Raw genomic sequence first — 25856 nt, 5'->3', positions numbered from 1 at the left:
TTCGAAAGCTATCGGGCTCACTCTGTCAAACCCGAGGTAGCACGATGCTGAATTGTGTCGCGCCACGCCAACGCTAGCCGGCGAGATCCAAGCCCAGCGACATCAGGGAGAGTTTCTGCACAGCCTGCCCCGCAACGCCCCCATTAGAGTAAGAGTGCGGACCGGATTTCCGTGACGGGTTGAGGGTCGGGAGAGAGTCTTCCGGCGCCCGTCATGGAGTTTGATCCCATGAACATGCAGGTTCTCGATGCCCGGCGCGACGTGAGTGGCGGCTGGAAGGTGGACGTCAACCGCGGCGAGCGCATCGGCCGCGTTTCCTCGGAGTGGTTCTCGCGGCCCGACGACGAGCGCTATCTCTCGCTCACCGAACTGGGCCGGACCGTCCGCGAGCGGACTGAGCGCAGCCGGACGCGCGTCGTCGAATCCGCGCTCATCCATGTGGAAGCCAGCCGCACCGATCCCGAACGGCTCGCCCTGATCCTGCCGGGAGCCGACAAGCCCATCGCGCCAACGCACTGGAGCTTCGGCCAGCTCGCGAGCCATGTCGGCGCGCCGGCCGCCTATCTGCGGCAACTCCCCGCCGCGCTCGCCGGCATCAACCTGCAATATGGCCTGACCGCTCACCGCGCCGAACAGATCAAGACGCTCGAAACCGACGACGGCCGCGTCGAGCTACGCGCCGTCACCGGCCCGGACTATGGCAGGATCTATGACCACGAACTGGTCGAGGCCGTACAGCGCATCGCCGGGAACGGCACCGGCGATACCCGATGGAAAGTGCCCGGTGTCCTCGACTGGTCAACCGGCGTCTATAATCCACGCGTCGACATCACCAAGGACACCACGACGCTCTACGCCTCCGACCGCGACGTCTTCCTCTTCCTCGTTGACGATCTGAATCCGATAGAGGCCGGCAAGCTCGCGGACGGATCGCCCGATCTCTATTTCCGGGGCTTCTATGCCTGGAACAGCGAAGTAGGCGCGAAAACGCTAGGCATCGCGTCCTTCTATCTCAGGGCCGTGTGCCAGAATCGCAATTTGTGGGGCGTCGAGGATTTCGAGGAGATCACCATCCGCCACTCCAAATACGCCGCCTCGCGCTTCGCCCATGAGGCGGCGCCGGCGTTGCTCTCCTTCGCGGACTCCTCGCCGCAGCCTTTCATCAACGGCATCAAGGCGGCGCGCGAACGCATCGTCGCGCACAAGGACGAGGAGCGCACCGAATTCCTGCGCCGCCGCGGCTTCTCGAAAGCCGAGACCGGCAAGATCATCGACGCGGTGCTGGCCGAGGAAGGCCGCCCGCCGGAGAGCATCTTCGATTTCGTGCAGGGCATCACCGCGGTCGCCCGCGACAAGCCCCATCAGGACGCGCGGCTCGAACTCGAAGGCAAGGCCAAGAAGCTCCTCGATCGCGCCGCCTGATCCCTGCAAAGCCGGAGATGCGGCTCTCCGTATCTCCGGCTTTGCGCCTTTCCTCCAGCGTCCGCCGATCTCGATGCGCTGCCCTCCTAGAGTGAGAGGGCGGCGCTTCGCTTCGTGACGGGTTTAGGGTCGAGAGAGAGGCTCTCGGCGCCCGTCGCGGAGTAAGTCTCATGGCAACTGCCATTCAGAAGATCACCCTATCGTCGGCGCAGGACATCCCCTTCAACAAGCTGGTGTTGAGCCAGTCGAACGTCCGCCGCGTCAAGGCCGGCGTCTCGATCGACGAGCTGGCCGAGTCGATCGCCCGGCGCGGTCTCATCCAGTCTCTCCACGTCCGGCCCGTGCTCGATGCCGACGGCCAGGATACCGGCATATACGAGGTGCCGGCGGGCGGGCGCCGCTTCCGTGCCCTGCAGCTCCTGGTCAAGCAGAAGCGCCTCACCAAGGCCTCCAAGGTGCCCTGCGTGGTGTCGGACGCCAACGCCGATATTCTCGTCGACGAGGTGTCGCTGGCCGAGAACATCGAGCGCGCTCCGCTCCATCCCCTCGACCAGTTCCGCGCGTTCCAGGCGATGCGCGAGAAGGGCATGACCGAGGAGGCGATTGCGGCTGCATTCTTCGCGCCCGTCCAGGTCGTGAAGCAGCGGCTTCGTCTCGCGGCCGTCTCGCCGGCGTTGCTCGACATCTACGCCGAGGACGGCATCACGCTCGAACAGCTCATGGCGTTCACCGTCACCGACGATCACGCGCGCCAGGAGCAGGTCTGGGAGTCGGTCCGCAATAGCTGGCAGAAGGAACCCTACCAAATCCGGCGCATGCTGACCGAGAGCGCGGTGCGCGCGTCCGACAAGCGGGCCGTGTTCGTCGGCATCGACGCTTATGAGACGGCGGGCGGCTGCGTTCTGCGCGATCTCTTCCAGGATGACGACGGCGGCTGGCTGCAGGATCCGGCGCTCCTCGATCGCCTGGTTGCCGAGAAGCTGAAGGTGTCGGCGGAAGCGATCGCCGGCGAAGGCTGGAAATGGATCGCGGTGGGCATAAGCTTTCCCTACGGCGCCACCCACGGTCTGCGCGAGATCGTGGGCACGCCGCTCGACCTGACGGCTGACGAACAGGCGGCCATCGAGGCGCTCAACGCCGAGTACGCCAAGCTGGAGGCCGAATATGAGGATGCCGACGAGCTGCCGGACGAGATCGACCAGCGTCTCGGTGAAATCGAAACCGCCCTCGCGAGCTTCGACGAGCGGCCGGTCCACTATGAGCCCGCCGACATCGCGATCGCAGGTGTCTTCGTCAGCCTGGATGCCGACGGCACGCTGTCGATCGATCGCGGCTATGTCCGCCCCGAGGACGAGCCCGCCAACCAGGTGGACGGCGGCGAAGGGGATGAACAGGATGACGGCGAACATGACGCCGACCATCCGGCGATGTCTTCGGTCCAGCGCGCGGTCATCACCATCGGTGGCAAACCCGCCGAGTCCGAGGAGGAGGACGAGGACGACACGATCAAGCCGCTCCCCGATCGCCTGATCACGGAGCTGACCGCCGATCGGACCCTCGCGCTCCGCGACAAGCTCGCCAGCGATCCCTCGGTTGCCTTCGTCGCTGTCCTGCACAAGTTCTGCCAGGACGTGTTCTACGGCGGCAGCCAGTACGGCTTCGCGATGGAGGTCAGCGTGCGTGGCACGACCTTCCATTCGCAGCCCGAAGGGTTGCGTGACAGCGTCTATGCCAAGGCGATCGAAGCCCGGCACGATAGCTGGCGCAGGCGGCTTCCGGGCAAGGTGGCCGATCTCTGGGATGGGCTGGCCGCACTGACCGGCCCAGAACAGGCCGAACTCTTCGCCTATTGCGCTTCGTTTGGCGTCAATGCGCTCTATGAGCGGGCCGATCGCTACGGTGGCCGGGTCTCGGCGCATAGTGTCGAACAGCGCATCGCCGAGGCCGATCGCCTGTCGCTGACGGTCGGGCTCGACATGGCCGAAGCCGGATGGCGGCCGACCGTCGCCAACTATCTCGGCCGCGTCACTAAGCCGCGCATCCTCGAAGCTGTGCGCGAAGGCGCCGGCGAGCGCGCCGCCCATCTCATCGCGCACCTGAAGAAGGGCGATATGGCGACCGAAGCCGAACGTCTCCTCGCAGAGACGGGCTGGCTGCCCGAACCGCTGCGCAACTCCGCCGCCGATGTTGAAAGCACCGAGGTGGATGCTGGCGAGGGCGACGAGGCGTTGCCGGACTTCCTCGACGGCGATGACGAGGAGACCAACACCGATGATGAGGAGGAACGGCACCTCGCCGCCGTGGAGTGACGGCGGTCCTCATCTGACTTGACCAGCCCGGCGCCCCTTCGGGGGCGTCGGGCTTTTTTCATGCGCGGCGATCGAGAGGGAGAGTTTGGCCCGGGCGTGGCGAGCCGGACATGGAGGAGAGAGCGCCTGCCGGCTCGCCCTTTCCCTGCTCTCCGGGAGTGGCCGCATGGCCGACTATTTCACCCATTTCTCATGCCTGCTCGATGTCGGCACGCCCGAGAACGCAGCCCGCGCGCTCGATCTCTACAACCAGCTGTCCGAGGACGGAGCATCCGAGGAACCGCCGTCCGATGGCTTCCTCCTGTCCATCCAGCCCGAACATGGCGGCACCAAACTCTGGATGCGCGACGACGTCACTGGCGATCCCGAACGGCTGATCCAGTTCGTCATACGCTGCGCCGCCGAATTCCACCTCACCGGACGCTGGGGTTTCCAGTACGCCAACACCTGCTCCCGGCCTCGTCTCGACGGCTTCGGTGGCGGCGCGCATGTCCTCGATCTCGCGACCGGTGAAACCGTGGCCTGGACCTATACTGACGGCTGGCTCGCTGAGATGCTCGATGGCGGCGATGATGCCTGACATCATCGAGACCATTGTCTGTCGCCTGATGGCGCGGCCGGGCCGCGCCCTTTGAGAGCGAGAGGGAGGCCGGGACGGGTTGAGCCCGTCCGGTCCGAGAGAGAGCGCCGGCGGGCTTTCCCCCTCCGCTCTCCCGAGGACGTCCCCCATGAACGCTCACACCCTTGCGTCGGCGCTGCCGATCGGCGTCGATCAGCCGACCGATGTCGCCGCCATCCATTCCGCGGCACTTCTCCTCCTTCCTCATCTCGAGCGCGGTCAACGTATCGACGCTGCGATCCTGCGCACCGCCATGGAGACCGCCTTCGGCGCCTCCGACACCTCGGGCGCCTGGGACTGGAAGGCCGCTTATGAGGCTTGCGAAGCCGCTACCGTCCTCATGCTCCGCAAATACGGAAAGGCGCTTTTGCGCAAAGCCGGTTCTCCGGCTGCGGCCGCTGCGCGGTTCAGCAAGATCGCGAACTTGCTGCCCACCCACACGCGTCGCTCCGAAGAGGCTCAGGCTTTCCAGCAATTCTCGACGCCGATCCCGCTCGGCCTGGCCGCGATCACCGCGGCCGCCATCACTCCCGCCGATCGCGTGCTTGAGCCGTCGGCCGGCACCGGCCTTCTCGCCATCCTCGCCGAAATCACCGGCGGCACGCTCGTCCTCAACGAACTCGCCGAAACCCGGGCCGCGTTGATTTCATCCCTCTTTCCGGCCGTTCCCGTGACCCGCTTCGACGGGGCCCAGATCGACGATCATCTCGACCCGGCGACCGTCCCGACCGTGGTGGTGATGAATCCGCCATTCTCAGTGCTCGCCAATGTCGAGGGGCGGGTCGCCGACGCAGCCTATCGCCATCTCGCATCCGCGCTCGCGCGGCTCGCCGATGGCGGGCGCCTGGTCGCGATCACCGGCGCGAATTTCGGACCGGACATGCCGGCCTGGCGCGACGCCTTCGTTCGCCTGCAGGAGCGGGCCCGCGTCGTCTTCACCGCTGCCGTGAACGGCTCGGTCTATGCCAAGCACGGCACGACCGTCGAAACCCGGCTGACCGTGATCGACAAGATCCCGGCCGACGATTCGACCGCCTTTCCCGCATCACCCGGCACCGCGCCCGACATCGCCACGCTGATGACGTGGATCGCCGGGCATGTGCCGCCGCGCTCGCCTCTTGCGCCTGCTGTCTGGATCACGCCGGTCAGCGCCGCACCGCGCACCGTTCGCGGTTATCTCGCCCGCGCCGCGACCCCGTCGCCGAACCGCACCAGCATCGCCGATCCCGAGGGCGTGCCACTCGCCTATGAGACCGTCGACTGGACCCCGGCCGAGAGCGCTCGCCTCAGCGACGCGATCTACGAGCAATACGGATTGCAGACGATCCGTATTCCCGGCTCTCAGGCCCATCCCACCAAGCTCGTGCAATCGGCCGCCATGGCCTCGGTCGCTCCGCCAAAGCCGAGCTATCGGCCGACGCTGCCGGCGACCATCCTCGGCTCGCTGTCCGACGCCCAGCTCGAAACCCTGATTTTCGCGGGCGAAGCCCATTCCGATTTTCTCGCGGGCTCGTGGACCGTCGACGCCACCTTCGATGTCGTGGCGGCCGCCGCCGATGATGCGCGCGGCGCCATTCGCTTCCGGCACGGTTTCTTCGTCGGCGACGGCACCGGCGTCGGAAAAGGGCGCGAGTCCGCCAGCATCGTGCTCGACAACTGGATGCAGGGCCGGCGCAAGGCGGTCTGGATCAGCAAATCCGACAAGCTGATCGAGGACGCGCAGCGCGACTGGTCCGCGCTCGGCATGGAGCGCCTGCTGGTCACGCCGCTCTCGCGCTTCCCGCAGGGCAAGCCGATCGCGCTGCCGGAAGGCGTCCTATTTACAACCTATGCCACGCTGCGCTCCGACGACCGCGGCGAGAAGGTTTCGCGGGTCAAGCAGATCGTCGAATGGTTGGGCTCCGATTTCGACGGAGTGATCATTTTCGACGAGGCGCACGCGATGCAGAACGCCGGTGGCGGCAAGGGAGAACGGGGCGATGTCACGCCTTCGCAGCAAGGGCGCGCAGGACTTCGCCTGCAGCACGCCTTGCCCAATGCCCGTGTCGTCTATGTCTCCGCCACCGGTGCCACCACAGTCCAGAACCTTGCCTACGCGCAGCGCCTGGGACTGTGGGGTGGCGATGATTTTCCATTCTCCACCCGCGCCGAGTTCGTCGAGGCGATCGAGGCCGGTGGCGTCGCGGCGATGGAGGTGCTCGCGCGCGATCTGCGCGCACTCGGCCTCTACACCGCCCGCTCGCTGTCGTTCGACGGGGTGGAATATGAGCTGGTCGAGCATGAGCTGACCGCCGAGCAGCGGCGCATCTACGATGTCTATGCCGGCGCCTTCGCCATCATCCACAACCATCTCGACGCGGCCATGCAGGCCGCCAACATCACCGGCTCGACCGGGACGTTGAACCGCCAGGCCAAATCCGCTGCCCGCTCCGCCTTCGAAAGCGCCAAGCAGCGTTTCTTCGGTCATCTGCTGACTTCGATGAAGACGCCGACGTTGATCCGCTCGATCGCCGCGGACCTGGAGGCGGGGCATTCGGCGGTCATCCAGATCGTCTCGACCGGCGAGGCGCTGATGGAACGGCGCCTGGCCGAAGTCCCGACCGAGGAATGGAATGACATTCGCGTCGACATCACGCCGCGCGAATATGTCCTGGACTATCTCGCCCATTCCTTCCCGGTGCAGCTCTACGAGCCCTTCACCGACGGCGAGGGCAATATGTCCTCGCGCCCGGTCTATCGTGACGGCCAACCCGTCGAGAGCCGCGAGGCGGTTGCCCGCCGCACCGAGCTGATCGAGAAGCTCGCCAGCCTTCCGCCGGTCCCGGGCGCGCTCGACCAGATCGTTCAGCATTTTGGGAGCGACATGGTGGCCGAGGTCACTGGTCGCTCGCGCCGCATCGTGCGCAAGGGGCAGCGCCTTGTGGTCGAGACCCGCGCGGCATCCGCCAACCTCGCCGAGACGCAGGCCTTCATGGACGATTTGAAGCGCGTGCTCGTGTTCAGCGACGCCGGCGGCACGGGCCGCAGCTACCACGCGGAGCTGTCGGCGCGGAACACGCGGCTTCGCGTCCATTATCTGCTCGAACCGGGCTGGAAGGCCGACGCGGCGATCCAGGGCCTCGGCCGCACGCACCGCACCAACCAGGCGCAGCCGCCGCTCTTCCGCCCGATCGCGACCAATGTGAAGGCGGAGAAGCGCTTCCTCTCGACCATCGCGCGCCGGCTCGACACGCTGGGCGCGATCACGCGCGGCCAGCGCCAGACCGGCGGCCAGGGCCTCTTCCGGCCCGAGGACAATCTGGAGAGCCATTATGCGCGTGATGCGCTTCGTCAGCTCTACATCCTGATCGTCCGCGGCAAGGTCGAGGGGTGCTCGCTCCAGCGGTTCGAGGACACGACCGGCCTGAAGCTGATGGACGACAACGGCATCAAGGACGAGCTGCCGCCGATCACCACCTTCCTCAATCGCCTGCTCGCGCTGACCATCGACTTGCAGGACGTCCTGTTTGCCGCTTTCGAGCAGCTCCTGACCGCCAAGGTCGAGGGCGCGATCGCCGCCGGCATCTACGACATCGGACTGGAAACGCTGCGCGCGGAGAGCTTCGTCGTCACCGATCGCCAAACCATCTACACCCATCCGGGCACGGGCGCGGAAACCAGCCTGCTCACCATCCAGCAGCGCGAGCGCAACCGGCCGATGAGTGCCGACGAAGCCATGGCGTGGCTCGACGATCCGGCCGCCATGTTGCTGGTCAACGAGCGCTCGCACCGCGCCGCCGTTCAGCTTCCGGCGCCCTCGCTCATGCTCGACGATGGCGAGATTGAACGTCGCGTCCGGCTGATCCGGCCGATGGAGCAGCATCACGCCTCGCTGCGCATGATGGACGAGAGCCATTGGATCGCCGCCAGCCGGGCCGAGTTCACCGCCGCGTGGAACGCCGAGGTCGCGGACGTGCCGGCCTGGTCCGATTCCACCATCCACATCGTCGCCGGTCTCCTGCTACCGATCTGGAAGCGGCTGCCCAACGAGTCGAGCCGCGTCTATCGGCTCCAGACCGATGACGGGGAACGGATCATCGGCCGCCGCGTGTTACCGGCCTGGGTCGCCAACGCTACGACGGTCGGGACGACGAACCTGTCCGCCGACCATGCCTATGCCGCGCTGGTCGAGGGCAAGACGATCCTCGATCTCGCCGAGAGTCTCCAGCTTCGCCGCGTGCGCGTCATGGGCGGCGATCGCATCGAACTGTCGGGCTTCACCGACGCGATGCGCGAGCGCCTGCGCGCCGATGGTCTCTTCAGCGAGATCATCTCGTGGAAGCTTCGCTTCTTCGTGCCCATCGGCGCTGACGGCGCGGCCATTATCGGCAAGCTGATCGACAGATATCCGATCCAGCGCGTCGGCGAGCGGGAGGCGGCGTGATGGCCCGTCTCGACGCATCCGACCTCGCGCAGCGTCTCGGCCGGCAGGCCGAGGCGGTGTGCCGCCATTATCTCAGCAACGGCCACCGTCAGGGCAATTACTGGCAGGTAGGTGATGCCCGTAACACCAAGGGCCGCTCGATGTACGTCCGGCTGAAGGACTCGCCCAAAGGCCCTGCCGGGAAATGGACCGACGCCGCTACCGGCGAACATGGCGATCTTCTCGACGTGATCCGCGAGAGCTGCGGCCTCATCGACTTCAAGGATGTCGCTGACGAGGCTCGGACCTTCCTCAGCATGCCATCGTCAGCACCGGAACCGTCGGTCTTCCAGCCGCTGGCGCCCGCACCGCATGGATCGCCCGAAGCCGCACGGCGCCTCATCCGCATGTCGCAGCCGATCGCGGGCACAATCGTCGCGGCGTATCTGCGGCAACGCGGCATTACGGATCTCCGTGGAACCGGAAATCTGTATTTCCACCCGCGCTGCTATTATCGCCCTGACGAGCACGCAACGACCGAGACATGGCCGGCCATGATCGCCGCCGTCACCGATCTCGATGGCAGGATCACCGGGGCGCATCGCACCTGGCTCGACCCGCAACGCCGGGACAAGGCGCCACTCGACACCCCGAGACGAGCAATGGGCGACCTTCTCGGCAATGCGGTTCGCTTTGGCGTCGGCGGCGAGGTCATGGCGGCCGGCGAAGGCATCGAGACGGTCCTTTCGGTCCGACAGGTCGTGCCCAACATGCCGATGGTGGCGGCGCTCTCCGCAGCACATCTCGCCGCCATCCTGTTCCCGGACACGCTGCGTCGGCTCTACATCCTACGCGATGACGATCCGGCGGGCGATGGTGCGCGCGACAGCCTGGTCGAACGGGCGAACGCGGCCGGGATCGAGACGATCGTGATCTCGCCACAGCTCGGCGACTTCAACGAGGATCTCCGCACCCTCGGCCTCGCGACCCTGCGCAGTCAGACGCGGGTGCAGCTCGGGCCGCAGGACGTCGCACGCTTCATGGCGCTGGCGGCATAGCCGGTAAGGAAGGGGGTGACGGTGCGGCCGTCAAACCCTTCGCATGCAAGGCATCGGAGAGGACCGCGCCTCGGCCTTCGAGAGGGCGATCGGCCCACAGGCGGGCCGGCCCGGCAATGGCTGCGGCCGACTATTTTCCGGCGCGGCCTCAAGGGGCCGCTTTCCATCGCGAACCAAAATAGCCGGCCTTCGCCATCCTCCGCTGACGCTCCGGCCCTCCGCTTACGCTCCGGGTGCAGCGCCATCCCGCCGGTGGGCTTCGTCGCCATGAAGGCCGCGACGGTCGCGGTCCATCCGACGGAGCATCCGATGCGCGATCTCGACGACTACGAACCGCACCACGAATCCTCACCGACCGACCACGTCCTCAACGAATTGCAGCTCCACGGCTACCGGCCTTTCGCCGACGAACCCGATCAGCGGCTTCTGCCGGACGGCAACGCAGTCGCGGGCGCGATCGCCGACATCTTCGACGCCCTGATCGTGACCCTGGAGGACACGCGCCTCGAACCCGACCTCGACGATCTGCTCTGGTCGACCGTGAACGTCTTTCATCGCGCCGCCGAACGCATCAACCGCGAGCTCGACGACAACGAGCAGTCCCAGAAGCGCTCCCAGCGCGAACAGGACGGCAGCGAGGTGAAGTCGGTCGATCTCGAGCGCCTGATCGCCGAGGGCAAGACACTGGTCGAACGCCAGACCGCCTTCGAACTGATGCGCGACCAATCCGCCGAGCACTACGAACGCCAGGTCGGCAAAGCATGGCTCCCGCGGTCAGGATCGAAGGTCAATCATCGCAACCTCACCTCGGCGATGATCGACAGCCGCGACTTCATCATGGCGAAGAAGCGCGCCGAGCAGGAGGTGCTTCTGCCGCCCGGCCCGAAGATCGCCGTCACCGGCGGGCTCGATTTCGACAACCACCGCCTGATCTGGGCAAAGCTCGACCAGGTCCACGAAAAGCACCCCGACATGGTGCTGATCCACGGCAAGTCGCCGAAGGGCGCCGAGAAGATCGCTTCCCTCTGGGCCAGGAATCGCAATGTCCCGCAAATCGGCTTCGCACCCGACTGGACAAAGCACGGCCGCGCCGCACCCTTCAAGCGCAACGACGAGATGCTGCAGATCGTACCGAAAGGCGTGCTGCACTTCCCCGGCACGGGCATCAACGACAACCTCGCCGACAAGGCCAAGAAGCTCGGCATCCCGGTCTGGAAGTTTGGCGGCGCGTAAGCGCCGCCATCACCCAAACAGTAGTTCAGGCTGATTGGATAGCACGATCCACTCGACGATATTGCCGGCCTCAATCGTGAAACCACGATCTCGCAGAGCGTCAGCATCGGCGTCACTCAAACGGCATTTCGTGCCGTGACTCGCAGAACCGTCGAAATTGACGACACCGATTTCGTGGCCCTTACGCCCATAAACATGCGCGTGGGTCTGCCCGGCACCGTGGGTCAGCTGATCTATGCGAATGCTATTGTCGAAGCGCCCTTTTACTCATTTGCCTTCGTCCAGTCGCTCGAACCCGACATCGCCGTCGGAAACGAGAACGTCGCTCAAAGTGACGAGGCTCGCAAACTCACTAAATCTCAACCGCCATCTCCCACTTGGACGCGTATTGTCGACCGCCTGCCAAAATCTCGCTGATCATGGCGGATGCCGGTGCAGCACAGACTCCGGTGAAGACGGTACAGTCGCGGGATCGCACTCGCCAGCTCCACGGCGGATGCACCACCCCCGCTTCATGTCGCTGGTCCTTGGTTCAGCCGATGGCCTGACGCCATCAACCCGCAAGGGGTCGGACTACGCAAAGCGTGCCGCCGCGCTGGCTTCGCCCACGCGGTGATTGCGGCCATCGGCCGAACACATCGGGCGCCTGTCAGCGGGGGATGGTCTTCCGCTCGAAACAGGAGCCGGATCGATGTCCCTCAACGACGCTCACGCCTTTGCCTTCAGCCTCGCCGCCAGCCTGATGGCCGTCATCGTCATCTTCCGCGCCGGCGACGGCACCCTGTCAGTCTCGCCAGCCAACGAATACGACGGCGACGTCTCGGAGATCGTCCACGAGGTCGATCCCTTCGCGCCATGACGGCGCGCCACCCCTCCAGGCAATGCGGAGACCTGTGCGGTTTCCGCTCCCGCCGGAGCACAGCTTTTGCTATGCTCCCGAGCGCGCCGTGGTGGTGGTGGAAGGCGCGACCGTCAGATTTTGCTCTTTCGGAGACACCACCATGATTATCCTCGGTATCGTTCTGTCCTTCGCAGCGATCGGCGTCTTGTGCTGGTTGCTGTTCACGCTCGCCGTCCTCGCGCTGCCCTTCTTTGCCGGTGTGACCGCCGGCACTTGGGCCTATCAAACCGGCGCCGGCTGGCTCGGCGCGATCCTCGTCGGCATGGTCGGCGCGGGCCTAACGCTGGGCGCGGGACAAATCCTGCTTGGAATTGTCCGCCCGCTCTGGGCGCGCCTGCTGATCGCGCTCGCATTCGTCGCGCCAGCAGCGATCGCCGGCTACCACGCCACGCATAGCATCGTGAAGCACACCATGCCGTCGGAGACCTGGCAGCTCGTGTTCTCCGTCATCGGTGCCATCGCGGTCGGCGTCACAGCGTTCGCGCGCGTCGCGGGAATGGCGGCCACCGGCCCGTCCAGCCAGGGCATTGCACGAGCCTGACGCCGCCGCGGAACCGTCGCCGGTACGACCAGATCATGAGTTTCAGCCCCCCGGCGTTGTGCAGTTGGAGAGGGAGCCGCGTCATCGGAATCTGACTGAGGCCGCCATGCGGCCGACTCCTTTAAGAGCGCCCAGATTCTGCTCGGCACCTCTCTTCGCGAAACGGCGCAACACGAAGTCGAGGGCGTCATCTCCACTGACCTGTCTCGAAGCGAAAGCTCGATCCTCGCCTGTACGAGGAAAGGACGAGCTGCGGATGATCTTCAACCTGCACCTCCTGTCGGTTGTGACCGGGTCGCCAAGTCTTCCGTTCCTGATCGTCTCCAGACCGCCCCGTACGGCCTCTTCAATGGCCTGATCTGACCGAAGGACGGCTGTGCCTCGACCGCCTATGCCGCAACGCCGCGTCCCGACTTTCTTCCCCTGCCGGCCAAGGCCGTCATTCCTCGCGAAACAACAAAGTCGTTCCTGCGCCGTCCTCCGCGTTGCTGCGGTCGCAAGCGATGCGGCGTCGGTCGCCTCCGGCCTGTCGATCGCCATCGAGGCCGCAATGGAGCGGTCCCGAAAACGAAACGGAGACTTACAATGGCGACCATCGGCACGTTCAAGAAGACCGGCTCGAACGAGTTCACCGGCGAAATCGTCACTCTCAGCGTCCAGGCCAAGGGCGTGCGCATCGTCCCCGACCAGCGCGCCAGCGGCGAGAATGCCCCCAGCCATCGGGTTCTGGTCGGTCGCGCGGAGATCGGCGCCGCCTGGTCCAAGCGCTCCAACGAAGGCCGTGAATACTTGGGTCTCAAGCTCGACGATCCGAGCTTCAACGCTCCCATCTACGCCAACCTCTTCGACGACGAGGACGGCGACACCCACTCGCTGATCTGGTCCCGCCCGACCCGCCGCGGCGACTGAGCCTGAGAGCAAGGCCCCGGCCGAACAGGCCGGGGCCTTTCGCTTGCTCGCGCGAATCACCTCCGCGAGCCGACGAGAACCGGCACGCGCTGGCAAGCCGATTTCTCTCGCAGACAGCCCCAAGAACGACTATTATAGATGGAGTATTCGGCTGGCCGCGCGCGTCGTATCCGATGTGCGGAACGACTAGATAAGTCGTAGTTCACAAATCCATCTCGATATTGGCTAAGAGAAGTGTCGGTCCTCGGTTTGGAGGGATTCGGCATGTCTCACAGCCACTATATCGGACTCGATGTTTCTGCCCGCAGTGTCAATTTGTGCGTCGTCGATCATGATGGCCGCGTCGTCCACGAGCGGAAACTTTCCTCCGCTCCAGAGGAAATCGCTCAGCACATCCTATCTCTATCGTTTTGCATCATGCGGGTCGGTCCTTGAAGCGGGAATGTTGTCTCAGCACATCTACGGGCATCTTGCAGAAGCAAACATTCCCGTCATCTGTGTTGAAACTCGGCATATGAAAGCGGCGCTGTCCGCTCAACTCAATAAGACCGATCGACATGACGCACGCGGGATTGCCCAGATGATGCGCGTCGGCTTGTTCAAACCGGTTCACGTTAAGACGCCAACCAGCCAGCGCTTACGAACTATCCTTACGGCTCGACAACTCCTCCGAAATAAGCTTCAGGACGTCGAGAATGAAATCCGTGGGCTGATCCGTCATTTCGGATATCACCTCGGCAAGGTGACGGCACGAGACTTCGAACCACGTGTACGGGAATTGATTGCAGAAACCGACCTGCACATTGTTGCCGACGCTCTGTTGCTGGCAAGGCGGTCATTGAGAGAACAATTCGGACGTTTGGACGACACGCTAATCAAGCTGGCGCGCCAAGATGAGGTAACTCGCAGGTTCATGACAGTTCCGGGTGTCGGCCCTCTGGTAGCGCTGACGTTCCGCGCGACCGTCGATGTCCCCTCTCGCTTCACGCGATCCCGCACCGTCGGCGCGCATTTCGGGCTGACGCCGCGAAAACAGCAATCCGGCGAGGTAGATCATAGTGGCCGGATCTCACGGTGGGGCGATGAGATGATGAGAAGTTTGCTCTACGAAGCTGCACAGGTACTTTTGACGCGAGTGAAACGCTGGTCGGCTCTCAAAGCCTGGGCGACGCAGATATCGCGACGCCGAGGGCACAAGAAGGCAATCATTGCTCTCGCACGCCGGATCGCCGTGATCTTGCATCGTCTGTGGGTGGACGGAACGGAATTCGATTGGGGTAAGAAGCCGGAAGCAACGGTTCCAGCGACTTAGAGTTCGGCTGAGTGAAAGCTTGGCCGAGGTAGCTTCCCGCGAGGGAACGGGGAACGGTGAGTTCGCAAATACGACTTGACCGCTGAGGCGTGCCGAAGCGATGTCGCATTATAGATTGTTCCACCGGCTTCCTCTGATCCCATCCTGTGGCGGGCTTTGTCTCGACCACGAAGAGAAGCATGATCCTCGCGGGGATGCAGTTCAGCTTTGATCGTCGGGCTTAACCAGCTCGACGTGGCTAACGCCGAGGGACTGAGCCAGTTCATAAAGCGTGATCACGGTTGGATTTCGCCGGCCGCGTTCGAGACTGCTGAGATATTGTTGACTGAAACCGGAACGCGCTTCGACCTCTTCCTGGGTCAGGCCCTTCTCCCGACGCAGGCGGGCAAAGTTCCGGCCAACCAACTTGCGCATATCCATGCGCAGGAAGATCGCTATTTACACACTTTAAGATTATCAACTATAATATGTAAATGAGCTTCTGGAGCGCGTTCAAGTCCTTGCTATCCAATTGGCTCGAATAGAGAAGTCGTAGTTCTGGCGTGCGCATTCGCGTCGGTGGAGGTGATCATGCATGATCACCGCTCGACAGTCGCGGGCCGCACGCGCACTGCTTGGTTGGTGTTGTAGCCCCCAAAAGCCCGGACATTTCTCACGGTGCTGCTTGGGCCGCGATGAACTCGCGGGGTGAACGATATCCGAGCGCCCGATGCGGGTGAAGCTCGTTGTAGTGGTCGAACCATTCCGGCAGGGCGAGCATGACGGTTTTGGCATCCGGGATGGGATTCACCGCGACGTAATCGCGTTTGAAGGTGCGCACGAAGGCTTCGGCCATGCCGTTGCTCTGCGGGCTCTGGACCGGGGTGGTGAGCGGTTCCAGACCGATCTCGCGGGCAAAGCGCCGGGTCGGACCTGCGATGAAGCAGGAGCCGTTATCGGTCAGCCATTCGATGGTCTGCGGCAAGCGGTTGACCTTGCCGAAGCGGTGCTCGACGGCGGTGACCATGAGGTCGCACACATCCTCGCCTTTGATGCCCTCGGTGGTGGCGATATGGCCCATGGCTTCCCGGTCGCAGCAATCGAGCGCGAAGGCGACGCGAACCTTTTCGCCGTTGTCGCAGCCGATCTCGAAGCCGTCGGAGCACCAGCGCAAATTGGAGCGCGCGACAGCGATGCGGCCGTCGTGACGGCGCTCGATCCCGCCAGCATGGCGTTCGAGCAGAAGGCCATGGACCTTCATCACCCGATAGACGCGCTTGCGATTGGCGGGCGAGCGGCCCTCGGCCAGGGCTTTGCGACGCAACCTGGCCCAGATGCGAGCATAGCCGTAGCTCGGCATATCGTCGATGACCGCCTCGATTTCGGCCAGCAGTGCCTCTTCCGGCAGGGGCGGACGGCCTCTGCGCTGTGGGGAGCGCCCGGCCGTCCGCAGCGCCAGCCGCGCGGCGAGGTGCGAACGGGCCACGTCCAGCGTCGCGGCGACGGCGCTCATGGCAAACCGTCCTTGGGCAGCGACAGCGACCGCAATCTCCGTTTTTTTATATCCTCCGCCAGGTCGAGGGCGTCTTTCAGGATTTCCACCTCAAGGGTCTTCTTGCCCAGGAGCCGCTGTAATTCGCGGATTTGCTCCTGCTGCGCCCGGAAGGCCGACGCAGGCACCACCTCTTCTTCGGCCGCCGTCGCGGTCAGCGCCCCTTGCTCGGCAAGCCGCCGCCACGTGAAAAGCTGGTTCGGCGACACCCCGCACCGGCGGGCGACAAGGCTGACCGTGACGCCCGCCTCGCGCGTCTGCGCGACGATTTCCAACTTCTCCGCAACCGACCACCGGCGGCGGCGCTCAGGCCCGGTCAGGACCTCAACCTTCGGATAAGAACCAGTCATAGACACGACATTACTCCCAACCCTTATTTTAAGGGTGAGACCTGTCCGGGGAATTCGGGGGCCGTTTCAGTTGGACCCAGGAGACGCTTGCTGACAAGGCCCGTGTATCACTGACCGCGTTGAAACGCCTCGAATCCGAAAGCAGCCTCGAGGTTTACGAAACGACGCGCGATCAGGTGCGCAGGGCCTTTGAAGCGGCGGGGATCGTTCTGCTCTCCACCGACAAAGGGAAAGGGGTCCTGCTGCATCATGACACGCCCAACCATCAGCGTCGTCGATAGCCGTTTCGCCCCATCGAACTATTTGTTGCCTTCCCAAGATGCACGCATCGGGCGATGGTTGAAATATAGTAACCGTGAGAATGTCCTGCGATGACGGGACCGTCGATACCTGCATTCCTGGACGAACCGCCGCTAAGTCAGCGGCTGACCCCGTATGATCGCGAGCATATGGTTCTCTATCTGCGGCTGCTCGACGCGGCGCGTGATGGCGCCGACTGGCAGGAAGCCGTTCAAATCCTGTTTGGCCTCGACCCACAAAACAATCCGCAGCGCTGTCGCCGGATCCACGACACGCACCTTGCGCGTGCCCGATGGATGACCGAGCACGGGTATCGCGAGCTGGTGCGCGAAAGTCAGTGTCACTGATCCCGCGTGGTGCCGCCGCGGCATCGCCCCCGCCAAACTTCGCGGCTTCAGCATCACAATCGTTCCGGGAATGCTGGCTCCCCCGCAATTTGACGGAGGGAGGACTGACGATGATACCGGACGCTTCAGGATGGCGCTCCCCGGCGCTCTACCTCCACGTTGACGGGCTTGCTGCCTCTGACATCGCCTGGGAATGGCTCCGTCGCAATGAAGCGTATGATCATGATTTCGATGCGTACTCGCGCGACAAGGAGGATCCTCAATTGCTGACCGGCAGGATTCGGCAGCAGTGGGGGCTGCGATTTCCCGCTTGATCCGCTGCAGGCCCCTCCCAAGGCGCAGGTGTTCTGGCTCCCACATGCCGACACCAGCACAATTGTGCTGGCGGCGGCTCCCCCGATCTTCTCTCTGGATCGCGATGCACGAGCCGCATTCGATATCGCTCGATCGGTCGAACAGGGTGGCGAAATGCTTCTGCTCTACGAGGTGAGCAAGAATCAGCACCTCCAGCTCATCCTGTCAGCTGACTATTCGTCTGCGACTCCTTTGGTCGCCATGGTCCCGATCGGTCTGGAAGGATTTGATCGGATAGAGTCCATTTACCGCCTTCTTGCGTCGCTCTACGGCCGCGCGGTGCCGCCGGACACACGCCTCACGCGGCAGAAACGCAGACGGATGCGTCACATGCTGCAAGCGTTTGATGGTTTCCGGGATGGCGCTACCCAACAGGAGATCGCCCGGATCATCTTCCGTCTTCCGCGGATGAAGCGGGACGACTGGCAGATATCCTCGGCCCGCCACGCCGTCATGGCCTTGCTGCGCGATGCCCATGCGATGGTCGCTGGAGGTTATCGAACGTTGCTGCGCCACCGGCGGTCCCAGGGTTCGCGAACCAGGCGAACCGAAAACGACGAACAATGAACGCAGAACATCGCCGTTACATGATCGCAGGACACCTGCGGATGCGTTGCCCGCCTCTCGCGAACCGCTGACGTACAATGCCGATAGCATAGCGCTTCTCACAAAATTCCTTCCATCCGCCGCGAACACATCTTTGCTGTCGGCCCGCCCCAGGGGCTCGGCGGACGTGGTGTGGGATTTCAGGTCCCCTCAAAATCCCACTCCATCTGACCTGTTTCGCTTCGCCATCGTGGTCTTCGCCCGCCGCTGATTTCCAGCGGCTCACGCAAACACCACGAAAGGCCGATCCATGCGACCTGAACTCGCCGTTCTCCCGCCGCGCTTTCTGCGCACCAAGGAAGCCGCCGAATTCCTCGGCCTGTCTGCCCGGACCCTGGAAAAGCACCGGACCTACGGAACCGGCCCGGCCTACCGAAAGCTCGGCGGCCGCGTCGTCTATGCCATCGACGATCTCGAAGCCTGGGCCGATCGCGGCGCCGTCACCTCGACCTCCGATCCGCGCGGTTCGGTTCTTCCCGCCAAGCGCCAGTCGCCGACGTCGCCAGCGCGCGCAGGACGACACGCACGCTGACGGCGCACGATTTCCAGAATGGCGGCGCGGCAACAGTCCCCTTCGGAGCGCGGACAGCTCGATCTGTTCCGGGCGCTCCCCGGCGACTTCGCGCCACGAGACGCGCAGGATCTCATGGCCTATCCGTTCTTCTCCCTCGCCAAATCGAAACGCATCGCACCCATCGATTTCAAGGCCGGCGATGTGACCATCCGTGTCGAGGCTGTGCCCGATCACGGCATGGCGACCATCTGGGATGCCGATATCCTGATCTGGGCCGCGAGCCAGATCGTCGAGGCGCGCGACGCGGGCTTGCGTACCTCCCGGCTCATGGCGACGAGCGCTTACGAGATTCTGACCTTCGTCGGCCGCGGCGTGTCGATGCGCGATTACCAGCGCCTGAAGGCCGCGCTCGACCGGCTCCAATCCACCACCGTCGCGACCTCGATCCGTCAACCGGCGGCAGGTCGTCGGCATCGCTTCTCGTGGATCAACGAATGGCAGGAGCGAACCGATCGCGACGGCCGCCCTGTCGGCGTCGAGCTGATCCTGCCGGACTGGTTCTATCGCGCCGTTCTCGATGACGCGCTCGTACTGACTATCGACCGCGCCTATTTCGATCTGACCGGCGGGCTCGAACGCTGGCTCTACCGCGTCGTGCGCAAACACGGCGGCCGCCAGTCCTTCGGTTGGAGCTTCGACTTCGCCCACCTGCACCGGAAATCCGGCAGCCTCTCGCCGCTGAAGCATTTCGCCTACGACCTGCGCGACATCATCCGCCGCCAGCCCCTGCCAGGCTACCGGCTCTCCATCACGCAGCAGGTCGGTGGTGGTCCCGAACTGCTCACCTTCGTCGCAACCGATCCGACCTTTTTCACCCCGCCGCGCCCGCGACGGAAACCGTCAACGCGCTTTGGGGACAAGCTGTGAATTCACTCGTGCTATCGGGGACCGCCCCTATCGTGCCATCAGGGACCCGATCCTCGTGCTATCGGGGACCGGAATCCACGATTCATCGTCGCGTTTCAAGGGCTTGCGACGGCCGTAACTTCTCTAACCTAGATTCCTTCGGAATCTTTCTAACGTCCCCGCACTTTTGCACGCCTGCGGATAACCTCCGCAGCGATGACGCAAAGGTCGGAAACGGCTGGCACTCCGCCGCTGTTTTGCTCCTTAAATCGGAGACTCGTTTTCCTTTAGTCGTGAACTGGCTCGGCAGGTTCACGGTCGGAGGCGCGTCATGATCGTGGCGCTCCTCAATCAAAAAGGTGGTGTCGGCAAGACGACACTGGCGCTGCATCTCGCAGGCGAATGGGCCGGGAAGGGGAAGCGGGTCACGCTGATCGACGCGGACCCGCAGGGCTCGGCTCGCGACTGGTCGCAACAACGCGCCCGTGAACGCCTGCCGCGCCTGTTCGGTGTCGTTGGCCTTGCGCGCGACACCCTGCATCGAGAAGCGCCAGAACTGGCGCGCGACGTCGATCATGTCGTGATCGACGGCCCACCGCGTGTCGCCAGTCTCATGCGTTCGGCGCTGCTCGCAGTCGACTTGGTGCTGATTCCGGTGCAGCCGTCTCCGCTCGACGGTTGGGCCTCGGCGGAGATGCTGGCGCTTCTGAACGAAGCGCGCATCTATCGCCCCGGTCTTGCCGCGCGGTTTGTCCTCAACCGTTGCGGCGCGCGCACCGTCATCGCGCGCGAAACAGCCGAGACGCTGGCCGATCACGATCCGCCGGTGCTGCGCACGGCGATCGGGCAGCGCGTCATCTACGCCGACGCCGCGCAGTCGGGCCGGCTCGCTTTCGAGATCGATGACGACGGTCCCGCCGCGCGCGAGATCGCCGCGCTCGCCAGCGAGATTGAGCAACTTCGCATCGGGAGGATCGCATCATGACGATCCTCACCGGCGATTGCCGCCATCTCATGCCAGCGCACGGCCCGTTTGATCTGATCCTCGCCGATCCGCCCTATGGCGACACGTCGCTCGCCTGGGACCGTCGGGTCGACGGCTGGATCGCGCGCGCTCGCGATGCGCTCAGCCCGGCCGGCTCGTTGTGGGTGTTCGGCTCGCTGCGATGCTTCATGGCGACGGCCGACGGCTTCGCCGACGCTGGTTTGCGCATCGCGCAGGAAATCGCCTGGGAGAAACAGAACGGCTCAGGCTTCCACGCCGATCGCTTCAAGCGCGTACATGAACTGGCCGTCCAGTTCTATCCAACCGGGACGCCGTGGCGCGACATCTACAATGATGTGCAGACGACGCCCGATGCAACGGCACGCATCGCGCGGCGCAAGCAACGTCCGCCGCATACCGGCCGGATCGATGCCGGCCACTATGTCAGCCATGACGGCGGGCCAAGGCTCATGCGCTCCGTCATCTACGTGCGCAATTGTCATGGCCGTGCGATCCATCCGACCGAGAAGCCGTCAGCGCTGCTCGAAATCCTGATCCGCACCAGTTGTCCGCAAGGCGGTCTGGTCGGCGATTGGTTCACCGGTTCCGGCGCGGTCGGTGAAGCCTGCCGGCTCAGCGGCCGTCGTTATCTCGGCTGCGAGATCGACGCCGTCATGGCTGAGCGCGCCCGCACGCGCATCGCCGCCCTGCTGCCGTTCCACGGTGGAGGCGCGGCATGACGGAGCGCACCGACAAACGCCGGTTTGCGTCCCGGCCGGGCAATCCCGAAAGCTGGATCAGGGCCGCCGAAACGAAGCCGAACGGCATCGCCGCCGGCGATGCGTTCACCGCCCGCCTGACGATCGACGTCACGCCTGAGTTGCGCGGTCGCATCAAGGTCGCGGCCTTTCGGCGCGGCATCACCGTCACTGAGGCGCTGCGCGAGTTGCTCGCGCGCGAATTTCCACCCACCGCGGGAGATCAGCCATGACCGGCAGAGCGGTCCATCGCGCGCACAGCCGTCCGCAGCCGGACGGGCCTGCGCCGTTCACGACATTGGTCGAACTGACCTTCCAGAAACAGAAGGTCGAGCACTGGATCAGGTTCGGCCGCAAGAATTACGAGCAGATCCTCGATCGTCGCCGCAGCATCGTCGGGTTCGCGCCGAACAGCATCTTCGCCTTCGTCCGCTGGGCGGCGGGCGAGTACGGCACGATCATCTCGCGCATCGACATCGTGCGCGCGGTGCGCCGCGGCGAGCCGTTCCAGACGCTGCCTTTCGTTCGTCCTGGCGGTGACATCCTGCTCAAGATAGAGAGCTGGCGACAAGTCGAGCGCGTGCTGCAGGCGATCGACGCGATCGAGCGACTCGGCATCGATCCCGCAGCGGTCTCGCCCGACCACTGGCGGCATGTTCACAACCGAATGACCGCCGGCCAGGAACCCCACGCCTACACGCCAGACCAGCATCACGCCTTTCTGCTGCGCCGAAGGGTCGAGCCATGACCCGCTTTGGCCTGATATTCACGACGGCGCTCGCGGCCATGGGCGTCGGCTATCCCGGCCTCACGCCGATGCCGATCAAGCTGATCTGGAACGCATCGGCCAGCGCGCCGATCGGCTTCTACGCGATCGACTTCGACGGACCGTTCGAGGTCACCGATCTCGTCGCGGTCGACGCGCCCGAACCGCTCGCGACCTTCCTCGCCGAGCGCGGCTATCTGCCGAAGGGCGTGCCGCTGCTGAAGCGTATCCTCGCCGTGTCCGGGCAGACGGTTTGCCGCTCGAACCTCGCCATCACCGTCGATGGCGTCAATGTCGGCGTGGCGCTCGACCGCGATCGCGCCGGCCGCGATCTTCCGGTCTGGCAGGGCTGCCGCCGCATCGCGACCGGCGAAGTCTTTCTCATGAACTGGCAGGTCAACGACAGTCTTGACGGCCGCTATTTCGGCCTGACCTCCACCGACCAGATCATCGGCCGCGCGGTCCCGCTGTGGACCGACGAGGACGGCGAGGGCCGCTTTCAATGGCGCGCACCGACGCGCTGACCGCCTTTGCTTCGGCGGGAGCGGTGCTCGCCGATGGCTTTCCCAACACCACCGCATGGAGACCATCATGCCGCAAATCGGACAGTTCACGCGCGAGGAATCCCGCATTGTCGGGCGCATCGAGACATTCACGCTTTTCCACGACATCGTCATCGTTCCGGCCGATCCCTCGGATGCGGAGAATGCGCCGGACTACCGCGTTCATGACCACGACCCCGGTGTCCGGGACATCGGCCCGGAGATCGGCGCGGGCTGGAAGCGCACCGGCGAGAAAGCCGGTGAATACATCGCGTTGGTGATCGACGATCCGGGTTTGGCGCGGCCAATCCGCGCCAACCTGTTCCGTGACGACGATGCCGGAAACACCTGGTCGTTGCACTGGTCGCGTCAGCGCGATCGCGGCGAGAAGGATTGAGCGATGCCCGCTCGCCGTTCACTGAGACGCCATCTGAATGTGTCCGGGCTGCATCGTGCGGCCCGGCGCATGGCTCTTCTTCACCTTTCCGGCCTTGCCATCGCGAACGTCATGCCGGCGGTCACGACGGCGCAGAGCTTAGCCGTCGCATCGACCTCGGCCAGCGATCCCTATGCCGCCCATATCACTGAGGCCGCGACGCGCTTCCGCTTGCCGGCCATTTGGATTCGCGCCGTCATGCGCACGGAAAGCGCCGGCGATCCGAGCGCCATCTCCCCGAAGGGCGCGATGGGGCTGATGCAGATCATGCCGGCAACATGGGCGGAGCTGCGCGCTCGCCATCGTCTCGGCGCCGATCCCTATAACGTGCGTGACAATATCATCGCGGGTAGCGGCTATGTCCGCGAACTGCTCGACCGCTATGGATCGCCGGGCTGGATCGCGGCCTATAACGCGGGTCCCGGCCGCTACAACGAGGCGTTGAACGGCCGCCCTCTGCCCACTGAGACCCGCGCTTATGTCGCTGCTGTCGCGTCGGCCATCGGCTCCGGCGGGACAGTGATGGCGGCTGTCGATCCGCTCGCCTGGACCCGCGCACCGCTGTTCATCGCGCAGCCGGATCGCAGATCAGCCGTCGATCCTGTGCCGGCCGGGCGTTCATCGGCCGCCGCGCCGAATGCAGCCTTTGCGAGCGCTCTATCCGCTGTCGCTCCGCGTTCCGATGGCCTGTTCGTCACGCGTTCGGGCGACAGGACCACGCCATGAGCCTGCTCGGCATCTGTCGCATGATCTCGGGCTCCCGCGTGTCATGGCGTGCAGGGAGGGGGAAGGCAGGCAAAACGACCGGAAGAGGGCAAGGTAAAAGCCCATGCCCGGATCAACGCAAGCCATTGGCATGGCTTGTGTTTTCACGGGCATGGCGGTCGGTCGCGGGCATGCTGCCCGGATTTTACAAGCGTTTTCAACGCTTCCGTATGCACGGCGCGATTTGCGCGCCGATCGGAGCGCCGGCATGAGCGAGCGCGACAGCGACTTCCGCATCAAGCCGGGCCGCGTCCGTTCGACGCGCGCGCCGAGGACAAAGAGCTTCGTCAATCAGGTGCTCGCCGCTGCGCAGCGTGCCGGCCATACGTCTGGCGGAGCGCCGGCAGGCAAGGCTGGCCGGCGCCTTGGCCACTCAACCTTCGGGCGTGGCCGCAACGTCTTCGGCCGCTCGCGGATCTTCTCCCCGCAGCGTCGCGTCGTCATCAAGGCGCGCATCGCCCGCCATCAGGGCAAGGCGTATCGCTCGGCGCCCCTGACCAGCCATGTCAACTACCTCAAGCGCGAGGGTGTGAGCCGCGACGGAGAGAAAGGCGTCATGTTCGACGCCGGAACTGATCGCGCCGATGATCTCGCCTTCGCCGAGAGGTGCAAGGACGACCGGCATCATTTCCGGTTCATCGTCTCGCCCGAGGACGCGACCGAGATGACCGACCTCAAGGCGTTCACCCGCGACCTTGCTCGGCAGATGGAAGTCGATCTCGGCACGCGCCTCGACTGGATCGCCGTCGATCACTGGAACACCGACAATCCCCATGTCCATCTCCTGGTGCGTGGCGTCGACGAGACCGGCGCCGATCTCGTCATCTCGCGCGACTATATCAGCCGGGGCCTGCGCTCCCGCGCCATGGACCTGGTCGACATCGAACTCGGCCCGAAGCCCGAACACGAAATCCGCAACGCGCTGGAAAAGGAAATCACCACTGAACGCTGGACCCGCATCGATGGCGAGATTCAACGCGCCGCCAATGAGACCGGCTTCATCGATCTGCGCCCCGATCAGCGCGGTCCCTCCGATCCCGAACTGCGCCGCCTCATGGTCGGCCGCCTCCAGCATCTCGAGAAGATGGATCTCGCGTTCGAGGGTGAGCCCGGCCAGTGGACGGTCGGACTCGGGGCAGAGCGCACGCTGCGCGATCTCGCCATCCGCGGCGACATCATCACGACCATGCACCGCGCCTTCGCCGGGCGCGACCAGGATCGCGGCTTTTCCGATTTCGTGATCGACGGCGGCGCGTCCGAGGCGCCGATCATCGGCCGGCTCGTCGATCGCGGCCTGCACGACGAGCTGAGCGGTGAGGCCTATGCCGTCATCGATGGCGTCGATGGGCGTGCGCATCATGTCCGCTTTCGCGACATCGACGCCCTTGAACGCGCTCCAGCCAATGGCGGCATCGTCGAGGTTCGCCGCTTCGGTGGCCCCGCGGACGAACGTCCGACCCTCGTGCTCGCGATGCGCTCCGATCTCGATCTTCAGGCGCAGGTCACGGCGCCCGGCGCGACATGGCTCGACCATCGCCTTGTCGAGCGCGAGGCGATGCCGCTCGCACAATCAGGCTTCGGGCAGGAGGTGCGCGACGCCATCCATGCACGAGCCGATCATCTCGCCGATCAGGGACTGGCGCGCCGGGACGGCCAGCGCATCGTCATGCAGCGCGATCTTCTTAACACCCTGCGTCGGCGCGAACTCGATGCCGTCGGCGACAAACTCGCGGCCGAAACCGGCCTGTCGCATGTGAAGGCGCAGACCGGCGAGTACGTCGCCGGCACCGTGCGCCAACGCCTCATGCTCTCCTCTGGTCGATTCGCGATGATCGATGACGGGCTCGGCTTCCAGCTCGTCCCCTGGTCCCGCGACCTTGAACGCAAGCTCGGTCAGCACGTCGCCGGCGTCGCCAAGGAGGGCGGCGGCATCGAATGGGGGATCGGCCGCAAGCGCGATCTCGGCATCTGACATCAGCAGAAAGGATCT

General features: G+C 64.7%; 26 protein-coding genes and 1 pseudogene. 25 read left to right on the top strand and 2 right to left on the bottom strand.

The window, feature by feature from the left end; translation table 11 throughout:
* Nucleotides 1-228 precede the first annotated feature (228 nt).
* The 11 genes and pseudogenes from ACS3WB_RS10435 (at nucleotide 229) to ACS3WB_RS10385 (ending at nucleotide 14706) form a co-directional block, all read left to right on the top strand.
* Nucleotides 229-1422, top strand: coding sequence for a DUF932 domain-containing protein (locus ACS3WB_RS10435; protein ID WP_438275487.1), 1194 nt, complete (start codon nucleotides 229-231; stop codon nucleotides 1420-1422).
* Between the two features lie 170 nt (nucleotides 1423-1592).
* Nucleotides 1593-3731, top strand: coding sequence for a ParB/RepB/Spo0J family partition protein (locus tag ACS3WB_RS10430; RefSeq protein WP_438275486.1), 2139 nt, complete (start codon nucleotides 1593-1595; stop codon nucleotides 3729-3731).
* Nucleotides 3732-3897: 166 nt separating this feature from the next.
* Nucleotides 3898-4311 carry a hypothetical protein gene (locus ACS3WB_RS10425; protein ID WP_438275485.1) on the top strand — a complete coding sequence of 138 codons (414 nt, stop codon included), beginning with the start codon at nucleotides 3898-3900 and terminating at the stop codon, nucleotides 4309-4311.
* A gap of 148 nt (nucleotides 4312-4459) precedes the next feature.
* Nucleotides 4460-8773 (top strand): strawberry notch-like NTP hydrolase domain-containing protein, encoded by a 4314-nt coding sequence (locus tag ACS3WB_RS10420; protein WP_438275484.1) that lies wholly within the window; start codon nucleotides 4460-4462, stop codon nucleotides 8771-8773.
* A complete protein-coding gene (locus tag ACS3WB_RS10415; protein WP_438275483.1) occupies nucleotides 8773-9810 on the top strand; it encodes a DUF7146 domain-containing protein in 1038 nt (345 codons plus the stop codon). The genes ACS3WB_RS10420 and ACS3WB_RS10415 overlap by 1 nt, the downstream gene beginning before the upstream one ends.
* A 309-nt stretch (nucleotides 9811-10119) precedes the next feature.
* Nucleotides 10120-11043, top strand: coding sequence for a DUF2493 domain-containing protein (locus ACS3WB_RS10410; RefSeq protein ID WP_438275494.1), 924 nt, complete (start codon nucleotides 10120-10122; stop codon nucleotides 11041-11043).
* Between the two features lie 135 nt (nucleotides 11044-11178).
* A complete protein-coding gene (locus tag ACS3WB_RS10405) occupies nucleotides 11179-11460 on the top strand; it encodes a hypothetical protein (protein WP_438275482.1) in 282 nt (93 codons plus the stop codon).
* Nucleotides 11461-11734: 274 nt separating this feature from the next.
* Nucleotides 11735-11902: a hypothetical protein gene (locus tag ACS3WB_RS10400; protein ID WP_394536662.1), complete on the top strand. Its 168-nt coding sequence runs from the start codon at nucleotides 11735-11737 to the stop codon at nucleotides 11900-11902.
* Nucleotides 11903-12044: 142 nt separating this feature from the next.
* Nucleotides 12045-12485, top strand: a complete 441-nt coding sequence (locus tag ACS3WB_RS10395) for a hypothetical protein (RefSeq protein ID WP_438275493.1) — start codon at nucleotides 12045-12047, stop codon at nucleotides 12483-12485.
* Between the two features lie 585 nt (nucleotides 12486-13070).
* Nucleotides 13071-13394 carry a DUF736 domain-containing protein gene (locus ACS3WB_RS10390; protein WP_438275481.1) on the top strand — a complete coding sequence of 108 codons (324 nt, stop codon included), beginning with the start codon at nucleotides 13071-13073 and terminating at the stop codon, nucleotides 13392-13394.
* Nucleotides 13395-13658: 264 nt separating this feature from the next.
* A pseudogene (locus ACS3WB_RS10385) lies at nucleotides 13659-14706 on the top strand (IS110 family transposase).
* Between the two features lie 201 nt (nucleotides 14707-14907).
* Here ACS3WB_RS10385 and ACS3WB_RS10380 read toward each other — a convergent pair.
* Together ACS3WB_RS10380 and ACS3WB_RS10375 are read right to left on the bottom strand one after the other, a co-directional pair.
* Nucleotides 14908-15126: a helix-turn-helix domain-containing protein gene (locus tag ACS3WB_RS10380; protein ID WP_438275480.1), complete on the bottom strand. Its 219-nt coding sequence runs from the start codon at nucleotides 15124-15126 to the stop codon at nucleotides 14908-14910.
* Nucleotides 15127-15358: 232 nt separating this feature from the next.
* Nucleotides 15359-16587, bottom strand: a protein-coding gene (locus ACS3WB_RS10375; protein ID WP_438275492.1) for an IS3 family transposase whose coding sequence is annotated in 2 segments (ribosomal slippage) — nucleotides 15359-16257 and nucleotides 16257-16587 — 1230 coding nt in all. Because the reading frame shifts where the segments join, the coding sequence is not laid out codon by codon here.
* A gap of 41 nt (nucleotides 16588-16628) precedes the next feature.
* On the opposite strand from ACS3WB_RS10375, the gene ACS3WB_RS10370 reads away from it, so the two are divergent.
* From ACS3WB_RS10370 to ACS3WB_RS10305, 14 genes are all read left to right on the top strand, one after another.
* Nucleotides 16629-16868, top strand: coding sequence for a hypothetical protein (locus ACS3WB_RS10370; RefSeq protein WP_438275491.1), 240 nt, complete (start codon nucleotides 16629-16631; stop codon nucleotides 16866-16868).
* A 90-nt stretch (nucleotides 16869-16958) separates the two neighbouring features.
* On the top strand, nucleotides 16959-17234 hold the full coding sequence (locus ACS3WB_RS10365) for a DNA -binding domain-containing protein (protein WP_438275479.1): 276 nt from the start codon (nucleotides 16959-16961) through the stop codon (nucleotides 17232-17234).
* A 110-nt stretch (nucleotides 17235-17344) separates the two neighbouring features.
* The gene (locus ACS3WB_RS10360; protein ID WP_438275478.1) at nucleotides 17345-17548 is read left to right on the top strand and encodes a transcriptional regulator domain-containing protein; all 204 of its coding nucleotides are present in this window, start codon (nucleotides 17345-17347) and stop codon (nucleotides 17546-17548) included.
* A gap of 28 nt (nucleotides 17549-17576) precedes the next feature.
* On the top strand, nucleotides 17577-18155 hold the full coding sequence (locus tag ACS3WB_RS10355; RefSeq protein ID WP_438275477.1) for a DUF2285 domain-containing protein: 579 nt from the start codon (nucleotides 17577-17579) through the stop codon (nucleotides 18153-18155).
* Between the two features lie 289 nt (nucleotides 18156-18444).
* A complete protein-coding gene (locus ACS3WB_RS10350; RefSeq protein ID WP_423266877.1) occupies nucleotides 18445-18726 on the top strand; it encodes a helix-turn-helix transcriptional regulator in 282 nt (93 codons plus the stop codon).
* A gap of 18 nt (nucleotides 18727-18744) precedes the next feature.
* Nucleotides 18745-19635, top strand: a complete 891-nt coding sequence (locus ACS3WB_RS10345; RefSeq protein ID WP_438275476.1) for a replication initiator protein A — start codon at nucleotides 18745-18747, stop codon at nucleotides 19633-19635.
* A gap of 310 nt (nucleotides 19636-19945) precedes the next feature.
* The gene (parA, locus tag ACS3WB_RS10340) at nucleotides 19946-20599 is read left to right on the top strand and encodes a ParA family partition ATPase (RefSeq protein ID WP_438275475.1); all 654 of its coding nucleotides are present in this window, start codon (nucleotides 19946-19948) and stop codon (nucleotides 20597-20599) included.
* Nucleotides 20596-21339 carry a DNA-methyltransferase gene (locus ACS3WB_RS10335; protein WP_438275474.1) on the top strand — a complete coding sequence of 248 codons (744 nt, stop codon included), beginning with the start codon at nucleotides 20596-20598 and terminating at the stop codon, nucleotides 21337-21339. Before parA ends, ACS3WB_RS10335 begins: the two co-directional genes overlap by 4 nt.
* On the top strand, nucleotides 21336-21590 hold the full coding sequence (locus tag ACS3WB_RS10330; protein WP_438275473.1) for a hypothetical protein: 255 nt from the start codon (nucleotides 21336-21338) through the stop codon (nucleotides 21588-21590). Before ACS3WB_RS10335 ends, ACS3WB_RS10330 begins: the two co-directional genes overlap by 4 nt.
* Entirely contained in the window at nucleotides 21587-22105 is a 519-nt protein-coding gene (locus tag ACS3WB_RS10325; RefSeq protein ID WP_438275472.1) for a DUF2840 domain-containing protein, read from the top strand. The genes ACS3WB_RS10330 and ACS3WB_RS10325 overlap by 4 nt, the downstream gene beginning before the upstream one ends.
* Nucleotides 22102-22647, top strand: a complete 546-nt coding sequence (locus tag ACS3WB_RS10320) for a S26 family signal peptidase (RefSeq protein ID WP_438275471.1) — start codon at nucleotides 22102-22104, stop codon at nucleotides 22645-22647. The genes ACS3WB_RS10325 and ACS3WB_RS10320 overlap by 4 nt, the downstream gene beginning before the upstream one ends.
* 67 nt (nucleotides 22648-22714) lie before the next feature.
* The gene (locus ACS3WB_RS10315) at nucleotides 22715-23062 is read left to right on the top strand and encodes a DUF736 domain-containing protein (protein ID WP_438275470.1); all 348 of its coding nucleotides are present in this window, start codon (nucleotides 22715-22717) and stop codon (nucleotides 23060-23062) included.
* Nucleotides 23063-23131: 69 nt separating this feature from the next.
* A complete protein-coding gene (locus ACS3WB_RS10310) occupies nucleotides 23132-23827 on the top strand; it encodes a lytic transglycosylase domain-containing protein (protein ID WP_438275469.1) in 696 nt (231 codons plus the stop codon).
* A gap of 247 nt (nucleotides 23828-24074) precedes the next feature.
* Nucleotides 24075-25838, top strand: coding sequence for a relaxase/mobilization nuclease domain-containing protein (locus ACS3WB_RS10305; RefSeq protein ID WP_438275468.1), 1764 nt, complete (start codon nucleotides 24075-24077; stop codon nucleotides 25836-25838).
* The last annotated feature ends 18 nt before the right edge of the window (nucleotides 25839-25856 follow it).

The organism is Nitrobacter sp. (genome assembly GCF_051535215.1).
Taxonomy (GTDB): domain Bacteria; phylum Pseudomonadota; class Alphaproteobacteria; order Rhizobiales; family Xanthobacteraceae; genus Nitrobacter.
The sequence above is the reverse complement of the archived record's forward strand: the minus strand, read 5'-3'. Positions and strand labels throughout refer to the sequence as shown.